Below are 10000 nucleotides of genomic sequence, written 5' to 3' on the forward strand. Positions count from 1 at the left end.
TTGGAGAATATAGGGGACTTATGGAATAAAGCCCTCTCAAATATAGAGAAAAAGATTAGCAAGCCCAGTTTCGATACTTGGCTTAAATCAACTAAAGCCCATTCCATACAAGGCGATACACTTATCATCACCGCTCCCAATGAATTTGCAAGAGATTGGCTCGAGGGAAGGTATTCTCAATTAATTTCCGATGTACTATTAGAGATTACGGGTGAAGAACTCATAGTTAAATTCATTATCCCGCAAAACCAGGAACCGGAAGAATTTGATATACCAGTACCTCCGAAAAAAGTGGTGGATAATGATGACGGTCAGGACTTTCAGCAAAATATGCTGAATCCTAAGTATATGTTTGATACGTTTGTCATTGGATCCGGGAACCGCTTTGCCCATGCTGCATCCCTTGCTGTTGCTGAAGCGCCGGCAAAAGCCTACAACCCTCTTTTCATATATGGAGGAGTTGGACTTGGGAAAACCCACTTAATGCATGCTATCGGCCATTATGTACTTGAGCATAATCCGGCAGCAAAGGTGGTTTATTTATCATCTGAAAAATTTACGAATGAATTCATTAATTCCATTCGAGACAATAAAGCAGTCGATTTCCGTAATAAATACCGAAATGTCGATGTCCTCTTGATTGATGATATTCAATTTCTTGCTGGAAAAGAACAAACCCAGGAAGAGTTCTTCCATACGTTCAATACACTCCACGAGGAAAGCAAGCAAATTGTCATTTCAAGTGACCGGCCTCCAAAAGAGATACCGACTCTTGAGGACAGGCTCCGTTCCCGTTTTGAATGGGGATTGATCACGGATATCACACCTCCTGATCTTGAAACCAGAATTGCGATTCTAAGAAAGAAGGCAAAAGCGGAAGGCCTGGATATCCCGAACGAAGCGATGCTCTACATCGCCAATCAAATAGATTCCAACATTCGTGAACTTGAAGGTGCTTTGATCAGGGTAGTCGCATATTCATCACTGATAAACAAGGATATTAATGCTGATCTTGCAGCAGAAGCCTTGAAAGATATCATTCCAAGTTCCAAGCCAAAGGTGATTACGATTGCTGACATTCAAAGGATTGTCGGGGAGCAGTTTAACGTCAAAATTGAAGATTTCAAAGCGAAGAAGCGAACTAAATCAATCGCATTCCCGAGGCAGATCGCTATGTATCTATCCAGGGAGATGACTGATTTCTCACTTCCTAAAATTGGGGAAGAGTTCGGGGGAAGGGACCATACTACGGTCATCCATGCGCATGAAAAAATCTCAAAAATGCTTGGATCTGACTCCACTTTTCAGCATCAGTTGAAAGAAATCAGGGATCTTTTGAAGAATTAAGGGCTTTTATAGCTTTTTGTTTTTTTAAGAGTTGACTGGAATGAAAGACATCCTCTTCTTGTCTCAATTCCCACCTTGCCTTTTAAAAAAGCCGTAAAATTAAATAGAGAGTTATCCTGAATACTGTTAATAACTTTGCTATGTTTTCACACAGTCTGTCCACATGTGGATAGGCTGTGTTTACTTTCGTTTTTAGCACTTATCCACATACTAACAGGCCCTATTACTACTAGTACTATTTTTTTATAAATATATTAGTATATGCTGCAATAAAAAAAATATGTTCAAACTGGAGGAAAAAGATAATGAAATTTGTTATCCAAAGGGACGATCTCGTACAAAGTGTCGGAGATGTAATGAAGGCTGTAACATCCAGAACAACCATTCCGATTCTTACGGGTATTAAAATCATTGCAAATGATGAAGGAGTCACTTTGACTGGAAGTGATTCAGATATATCCATTGAGTCTTTTATCCCTAAAGAAGAAGAAGGCAATGAAATTGTAGAAGTTATTGAAAAAGGCGGGATTGTACTTCAAGCGAAGTTTTTTAGTGAGATTGTTAAAAAACTTCCTATGGATACAGTTGAGATAGAAGTGCAAAATCATTTACAGACAGTCATCCGTTCAGGGAAAGCTGAGTTTAACTTAAACGGATTGGATCCTGAGGAATATCCTCATCTGCCGCAAATTGAAGAAGGAAATGCTTTAAAAGTTCCTACTGACTTGTTGAAGACGATGATCAGGCAGACAGTTTTCGCAGTGTCCACCTCAGAAACACGCCCAATCTTGACAGGTGTAAACTGGAAGGTCGAAAACGGGGAACTTTCCTGTATTGCAACAGACAGCCACCGCCTGGCAATGAGAAAGGCACCACTTGAAAATGACAATGGAAGAGAATATAACATTGTGATTCCAGGAAAGAGTTTGACAGAACTGAGTAAAATTCTTGATGACAATTCCGAACCTGTAGAAATTGTCATTACGGATAACCAGGTCTTGTTTAAAGCAAAACATTTATTGTTCTTCTCGAGACTGCTTGAAGGGAATTACCCTGACACCAGCCGTTTGATCCCGAATGAAAGCAAGACGGAGTTGACCCTTGCGACAAAAGAATTCCTTCAGGCGATTGATCGTGCTTCTCTTCTAGCGAGAGAGGGAAGAAATAATGTTGTTAAGCTATCTACAATTGACAACGGCATTATTGAGATTTCATCTAACACACCAGAAATCGGGAAAGTCATCGAAGAAGTTCAAAGTCAATCCGTTAACGGGGAAGAATTGAAAATCTCTTTTAGTGCCAAGTACATGATGGATGCATTAAAAGCGTTAGAGGGGACAGAGATTCATATCAACTTCACAGGAGCCATGAGACCGTTTGTCATTAAACCGCTTCATGATGATTCCATCCTCCAGTTGATACTGCCTGTAAGAACGTATTAATCACAAAATGAATTTAACTGGCTATATAACATCATTCAGGAGTTATGTAGCCAGTTTTTTCTTTTTGGAAATATTTTTAAAGGGACATTGCAATTTGTTTTAAGGCATATGCTGCCAAAAAAAACACACAAATTCTTTAACACTTTAAAGTAATAAGAGGGACTGTCCCTTTTAGCGCTTTAAAGTGATGGAGTCTATTGTTTTTAATTCCTATCCAGGTCTTAGAGGAATTAATGGGCGAACACAGGTTGTGTTTTGTATTAAGGTGAAAATATAGTAAAATATATTATTAGATATTACTGTCGGAAAGTAGTGATGGATCGTGGAAAAGCAAATCGCAATAGATACTGAATATATTACATTGGGCCAATTCCTGAAGCTTGCGGACGTTATTCAATCAGGCGGGATGGCCAAGTGGTTCCTGAGCGAATATGAAGTTCATGTGAACGGGGAACAAGATCAAAGAAGAGGAAGAAAATTGAGGGTTGGAGACAGAGTTGAAATTGAAGAGAACGGGGCTTTCATCATCTCTGACGAAGAATAAGAGGATGTCTGTGCATGTACATTGAAGAAATACAGCTCAAAAATTATCGGAATTATGACTCCGTCGATATTTCTTTTGAAAATAATGTGAACGTCATTCTGGGTGAGAACGCCCAGGGAAAGACCAATATCATGGAGTCGATTTATGTCTTGGCAATGGCAAAATCCCACAGGACATCAAATGATAAAGATTTGATACGCTGGGATGAGGAATATGCTAAAATAAAAGGTAGGATCAAAAAACATAATGGCTCGCTTCCCTTGGAATTAGTCATCTCCAAAAAGGGGAAGAAAGCCAAGTCCAATCATATTGAACAGAAGAAATTGAGCCAGTATGTTGGCAATATGAATGTCGTCATGTTTGCGCCTGAAGATCTCCATCTTGTAAAAGGGAGCCCTCAAGTAAGGCGTCGTTTTATTGATATGGAAATCGGGCAGGTCTCACCTGTCTATTTGCATGATATTGCGTTGTATCAAAAGATCCTTCAGCAGCGTAATCATTATTTGAAGATGCTGCAGACAAAAAAACAGAAGGATGAGACGATGCTGGATGTTTTGACCGAACAGCTGGTTGAAATGACAGGCAAGATCATCAAAAAACGCTTTGATTTTATCAAACTGCTTCAAGAATGGGCACGTCCCATCCATTCAGGTATATCAAGGGGTCTGGAATCCCTGGATATTCACTATAAACCGTCTGTCGATGTATGCAATGATCAAGATTGGTCGAAAATGGTAGAGATAATAGAGAACAAGTTCCACAGTATTCGTCAAAGGGAGATCGACAGAGGTGTCACCCTCGCCGGTCCACACAGGGACGACCTGCAGTTTTTCGTAAATGACAGGGATGTGCAGACGTTCGGTTCGCAAGGACAGCAGCGTACGACTGCTCTATCGTTAAAACTGGCGGAAATTGAATTGATTCATTCGGAAATTAAAGAATACCCAATTCTTTTGCTGGATGATGTGTTGTCAGAACTGGACGATTTCAGGCAGTCGCACTTATTGAATACCATTCAGGGAAAAGTGCAGACCTTTGTCACGACAACCAGTGTTGATGGCATCGACCACCAGACATTGAATGATGCCACAACTTTCGAAGTTGAGTCCGGTCATATCAAGAGAGTGAAATGAGGTGTTTCCATGTATATTCATGTTGGAGAAGATGTGATGGTAAGATCAGATGAAATTGTAGCGATTCTAGACAAGGACACTGTCCAGTTTTCGGAAGAAATGCAATCATTCTTGAAAAAGAAAGAGAAACAGACGAGCAACCTGGCTAAGGGTACATATAAGTCTCTGGTGGTCACCGTAGATCACCTGTATCTTTCACCATTGGCATCCACCACATTGAAGAAGCGTTCGAAAAAATGGAATACCCATGACAATCTTTTAAATAGATAGAGGTACTAAAGCAACATTTATATTCAAGCATGATTACATGCACAGGAAGTGTAGGTGAATTGGTTTGACAATGGAACAAGAACAAAGACAATCTTATGATGAGAATCAGATACAGGTTTTAGAAGGGTTAGAAGCCGTAAGAAAGCGTCCGGGAATGTATATTGGCTCCACTAGTTCCAAAGGACTTCATCACTTGGTATGGGAAATCGTCGATAACAGTATCGATGAGGCACTTGCAGGTTACTGTTCTGAAATCAAGGTGAGCATTGAAGAGGACAACAGCATCACCGTACAAGATAATGGACGGGGAATTCCGGTCGGTATCCACGAAAAGATGGGTAGGCCTGCTGTGGAAGTTATCATGACCGTACTCCATGCCGGCGGTAAATTCGGCGGCGGCGGATATAAAGTTTCAGGGGGTCTGCATGGTGTAGGTGCATCAGTCGTAAATGCACTTTCTACTGAATTAGAGGTATTTGTACACCGTGACGGCAAGATTCACTATCAAAAATTTGAAAAAGGTGCTCCGAGCTTTGATCTAAAAGTGACTGGTGAAACAGATGTAACCGGAACAATCATTCACTTCAAGCCCGATCCTGAGATCTTTACAGAAACCACTGAGTATGAGTACGACATTCTAGCTAACCGTCTGCGTGAGCTTGCTTTCCTTAACAAAGGAATCAAGATCATCATTGAAGACAAACGTGTGGAAGACAAAAAGAATGAGTATCATTATGAGGGCGGCATCAAGTCTTATGTCGAGCACTTGAACCGTTCCAAAGAAGTCGTCCATGAAGAACCTATTTTCGTTGAAGGAGAGAGAGAAAACATTTCCGTGGAAATAGCCCTTCAGTATAATGACGGTTTTGCGAGCAATATTTACTCTTTCGCCAACAATATCCACACATATGAAGGCGGAACACATGAATCAGGTTTTAAAACAGCCCTGACTCGTGTCATCAATGATTATGCCCGTAAAAATAATTTATATAAAGAAAGTGATGCCAACCTTTCCGGAGAAGACGTCAGGGAAGGAATTACGGCAATCATTTCGATCAAACACCCTGATCCTCAGTTTGAAGGACAGACAAAAACGAAGCTGGGCAACTCTGAAGCAAGAACGATCACGGATGCTCTTTTCTCTGAGCATTTTGAATCCTTCTTACTGGAAAATCCGGTAGTTGCCAGAAAAGTAGTTGAAAAAGGCCTGATGGCTGCAAGAGCGAGGCTGGCTGCCAAAAAAGCCCGGGAACTTACCCGCCGCAAGAGTGCCCTGGAAGTATCCAGCTTGCCTGGTAAACTGGCTGACTGTTCTTCAAGAGATCCAAAAATCAGTGAAATCTACATCGTTGAGGGTGACTCCGCGGGCGGTTCAGCCAAACAGGGCCGTGACCGTCACTTCCAGGCAATCCTGCCTTTAAGAGGGAAAATCATCAACGTCGAGAAAGCGCGTCTGGATAAAATTTTATCGAATAATGAAGTCCGGGCGATGATCACTGCATTGGGAACAGGAATCGGAGAAGACTTCGACATTTCCAAGGCACGTTACCAAAAAGTCGTCATCATGACAGATGCCGATGTCGATGGAGCGCATATCCGCACACTGCTGCTGACATTCTTCTATCGCTATATGAGACAAATTATTGAAGCGGGTTACATCTATATTGCCCAGCCGCCGTTATATCAAATCAAGCAGGGTAAAAAGGTGGAGTATGTCTATTCAGACAAACAGTTGGAGGAAGCATTGGCCAAACTGCCTGCACAGCCTAAACCGGGGATCCAGCGCTATAAAGGTCTCGGTGAGATGAATGCCGAGCAGCTCTGGGAAACAACAATGGATCCTGAATACCGGACGCTTCTGCAAGTAAGCCTTGAGGACGCCATCGAAGCAGATGAAACTTTCGAAATGCTGATGGGGGATAAAGTGGAACCACGCAGAAACTTCATTGAAGACAATGCTGCATATGTGAAAAACCTGGACGTTTAATCCATAAGCAGGATAGAAATATTTCTATCCTGTCTTTTACATAGAACCCTTATAGCTAAGGGGATAAGGCAGAAAAATATTTTGAAGTATCTATAACAAACTGATCAATAAATAACTCAGTAAGCTATCTTTCTTATGTTACAAATTTATTTTCATATTTATTTGTTTGAAGTGGAGTCGGGCACCCGGAGCGGAAATCAACCTGTACTCTTTTTGTAAAAGGTACAAGGAAAAGTGTAGCAAGAAAGAAACAAAAAGCGGACATAGGTAACCAATTACCTTTAAAAGGAGGTCCCTTCTATTATGGCGGAAACACCACGTTCTAATGTAAAAGAAATCAATATAAGTCAGGAAATGAGAACATCCTTCCTGGACTATGCAATGAGTGTTATCGTTTCCCGTGCATTGCCGGATGTACGTGACGGCCTAAAGCCTGTTCACCGAAGAATCCTGTATGCGATGAACGATTTGGGAATGACAGCGGATAAAGCCTATAAGAAATCAGCCCGTATCGTCGGAGAAGTAATCGGTAAGTACCACCCACACGGTGACACTGCTGTATATGACACAATGGTGCGTATGGCACAGGATTTCAACTACCGTTACATGCTTGTGGATGGGCATGGGAATTTTGGTTCTGTGGACGGAGATTCAGCAGCAGCGATGCGTTATACAGAAGCCAGGATGTCCAAGATTTCAATGGAAATAATACGTGATATCAATAAAGATACAATTGACTATAGGGACAACTATGACGGTTCAGAACGAGAACCGATCGTAATGCCTTCACGCTTCCCGAACCTTTTGGTGAATGGTTCGTCCGGTATCGCTGTAGGTATGGCAACCAACATTCCTCCACACCAGCTGGGCGAGGTAATAGACGGTCTGCTTGCATTGAGCCGTGACCCGGAAATCACGATACAGGAACTGATGGATTATATCCCAGGCCCCGACTTCCCTACTGCGGGAATGATTGTCGGCAGAAGCGGAATCCGCAGAGCCTATGAATCAGGCAAAGGCTCCATCACGATGAGGGCCAAAGTAAGAATTGAAACGAAGGCGAATGGAAAAGAAACAATCATCGTCGACGAAATCCCTTATCAGGTCAATAAAGCAAAACTAATCGAAAAAATTGCTGATTTAGTTAGAGATAAAAAGATAGAGGGGATCACAGACCTTCGTGACGAATCAGACCGTAACGGAATGAGGATCGTGATCGAAGTCCGCAAAGACGCGAATGCCAATGTGCTTCTAAATAACCTATACAAACAGACAGCGCTGCAGACAAGTTTTGGTATCAACCTCCTTGCACTTGTAGACGGACAGCCGAAGGTCCTGAATCTAAAGCAATGCCTGTATTATTATTTAGAGCACCAGAAAGTTGTAATCCGCAGAAGAACTGAATTTGAATTGAAGAAAGCGGAAGCACGCGCTCACATCCTCGAAGGATTGCGGATTGCGCTTGACCATATCGATGAAATCATCGCCTTGATCCGTGGCTCCCAGACCACTGACATTGCCCGTGAAGGATTGATGGAGAAATTCTCCCTCACCGAAAAGCAGGCACAGGCTATCCTTGATATGCGACTTCAGCGCTTAACCGGTTTGGAACGCGATAAAATCGAAAACGAATATCAAGAGCTGGTAAAACTGATTGCTGAATTGAAAGCCATTCTTGCTGATGAAGAAAAAGTATTGGATATCATCAGGGAAGAATTAACTGAAATCAAAGATCGCTTCAATGATGAACGCCGGACAGAAATCGTGGCTGGTGGGATCGAACAGATTGAGGATGAAGATCTTATCCCGCGTGAGAATATCATCTTGACACTCACGCATAACGGCTATATCAAACGCCTGCCTGTCTCCACCTACCGCAGCCAGAAACGCGGTGGACGAGGAATCCAGGGGATGGGAACAAATGAAGATGATTTCGTTGAACATCTTTTGACCACCTCCACGCACGATACGATTCTTTTCTTTACGAATAAAGGAAAGGCATTTAAAGCAAAAGGATACGAAATTCCTGAATTCAGCCGGACGGCGAAAGGAATTCCGATCATTAACATGCTGGGTGTTGAAAAAGGTGAATGGGTCAATGCCATGATTCGCATCGAAGAATTTGTTGATGACTGGTACTTATTCTTCACGACGAAGCAGGGTATTTCAAAACGTACCCCAGTGTCTGACTTTGCCAATATCAGAACCAACGGGCTAATCGCCATCAACTTAAGGGAGAATGATGAACTCATTTCTGTTAAGTTGACTGATGGAAGCAAAGACATCATTATTGGGACTCAAAAAGGGATGCTGATTCGATTCCCTGAAACGGATGTACGTTCAATGGGAAGGACGGCTACCGGCGTAAAAGGAATCAGCCTCGATTCCGAAGATATCGTTGTCGGCATGGAAATCCTGGAAGAAAAAGATGATGTGCTGGTCGTTACGGAAAAAGGCTTCGGTAAGCGTACCCCTGCCGAGGAGTACCGAATCCAAACCCGTGGCGGTAAAGGATTGAAAACATGCAACATTACAGAAAGAAACGGGGAGCTTATCTCTGTTAAAGCTGTGACCGGCGAGGAAGACCTGATGCTCATTACCGCACATGGTGTCCTGATCCGGATGGATGTAAATGATATCTCGACAACGGGAAGAAACACCCAGGGAGTTAAATTGATCCGCCTGGATGAAAACAGCAGTGTCGCTACAGTGGCTAAAGTTGAAAAAGAAGAAGAAAAAGAAGAAGAGGTTCCGGTTGATCTGACGGAGGAATCATCAGAACAAACGACAGAGGAATCTGCTGAAGAAAAAGATAATGAATAAAGACAAGATCACTCTCCATTTAAGGGGAGTGATCTTTTTTAGTTGAAAGCTTTGTTTGTTGATAGTGTTGTTATTTAGGGCAAAAAAAAGATAAATTATATAGCTCAAGGTATCATCATAGTTAATTGAACCGAGTCGCGCGCCTGTAGCGGAAATTCACCAAAAATCAACATTAGTCTTTAACACACCTAGTTGAAAAAACAACCCTGCAGTATAAATTGAAGGTTTGTTTGCTCTGATGTGTTTAATCTGGGTGCTATTTTATTTAAAAACAGTACGCTGTCCACTTGTTATCTGGTAAAATAAAGAAGTGAAAGCGGAACAGAGGTGAGAGAGATGAAGGTAAATATTCGTGATGTGGAAGAAGGATGCATTCTTTATCAGGAGATTAAAGGTATGACCTCCATGCCCATCATTCCAAAAAATACTGTAATTCAAGATATACATATCAAGG

Annotated in this window: 8 protein-coding genes (1 of these 8 cut by a window edge); all 8 read left to right on the top strand. The window is 42.0% G+C overall.

The window, feature by feature from the left end; translation table 11 throughout:
* Nucleotides 1–1347, top strand: a complete 1347-nt coding sequence (gene dnaA, locus V1502_RS00005) for a chromosomal replication initiator protein DnaA (protein ID WP_409252428.1) — start codon at nt 1–3, stop codon at nt 1345–1347.
* Nucleotides 1348–1652: 305 nt separating this feature from the next.
* Nucleotides 1653–2789, top strand: a complete 1137-nt coding sequence (dnaN, locus tag V1502_RS00010; RefSeq protein WP_409252429.1) for a DNA polymerase III subunit beta — start codon at nt 1653–1655, stop codon at nt 2787–2789.
* A gap of 322 nt (nt 2790–3111) precedes the next feature.
* Complete coding sequence (gene yaaA / locus V1502_RS00015) at nt 3112–3333, top strand: S4 domain-containing protein YaaA (protein WP_409252430.1); 222 nt, start codon at nt 3112–3114, stop codon at nt 3331–3333.
* Nucleotides 3334–3347: 14 nt separating this feature from the next.
* Nucleotides 3348–4466, top strand: coding sequence for a DNA replication/repair protein RecF (gene recF / locus V1502_RS00020; RefSeq protein WP_409252431.1), 1119 nt, complete (start codon nt 3348–3350; stop codon nt 4464–4466).
* A gap of 9 nt (nt 4467–4475) precedes the next feature.
* Nucleotides 4476–4736: an extracellular matrix regulator RemB gene (gene remB, locus V1502_RS00025; protein WP_409252432.1), complete on the top strand. Its 261-nt coding sequence runs from the start codon at nt 4476–4478 to the stop codon at nt 4734–4736.
* 70 nt (nt 4737–4806) lie between these two features.
* Nucleotides 4807–6723 carry a DNA topoisomerase (ATP-hydrolyzing) subunit B gene (gyrB, locus tag V1502_RS00030; protein WP_409254405.1) on the top strand — a complete coding sequence of 639 codons (1917 nt, stop codon included), beginning with the start codon at nt 4807–4809 and terminating at the stop codon, nt 6721–6723.
* Between the two features lie 303 nt (nt 6724–7026).
* The gene (gene gyrA / locus V1502_RS00035) at nt 7027–9546 is read left to right on the top strand and encodes a DNA gyrase subunit A (protein ID WP_409252433.1); all 2520 of its coding nucleotides are present in this window, start codon (nt 7027–7029) and stop codon (nt 9544–9546) included.
* Nucleotides 9547–9882: 336 nt separating this feature from the next.
* Nucleotides 9883–10000 carry the 5' end (the start) of an HD-GYP domain-containing protein gene (locus V1502_RS00040; protein WP_409252434.1) on the top strand. It continues 968 nt past the right edge of the window, so only the first 118 of its 1086 coding nucleotides appear in the window; its start codon is at nt 9883–9885; the stop codon falls past the right edge of the window.

It is taken from the genome of Rossellomorea sedimentorum (genome assembly GCF_046237645.1).
GTDB classification, from domain to species: domain Bacteria; phylum Bacillota; class Bacilli; order Bacillales; family Bacillaceae_B; genus Rossellomorea; species Rossellomorea sedimentorum.

Bases quoted from the DNA above. Each gene is read 5' to 3' on its own strand.
- dnaN (WP_409252429.1), top strand. From the start codon at position 1,653: ATGAAATTTGTTATCCAAAGGGACGATCTCGTACAAAGTGTCGGAGAT.
- recF (WP_409252431.1), top strand. From the start codon at position 3,348: ATGTACATTGAAGAAATACAGCTCAAAAATTATCGGAATTATGACTCC.
- remB (WP_409252432.1), top strand. From the start codon at position 4,476: ATGTATATTCATGTTGGAGAAGATGTGATGGTAAGATCAGATGAAATT.
- gyrB (WP_409254405.1), top strand. From the start codon at position 4,807: ATGGAACAAGAACAAAGACAATCTTATGATGAGAATCAGATACAGGTT.
- gyrA (WP_409252433.1), top strand. From the start codon at position 7,027: ATGGCGGAAACACCACGTTCTAATGTAAAAGAAATCAATATAAGTCAG.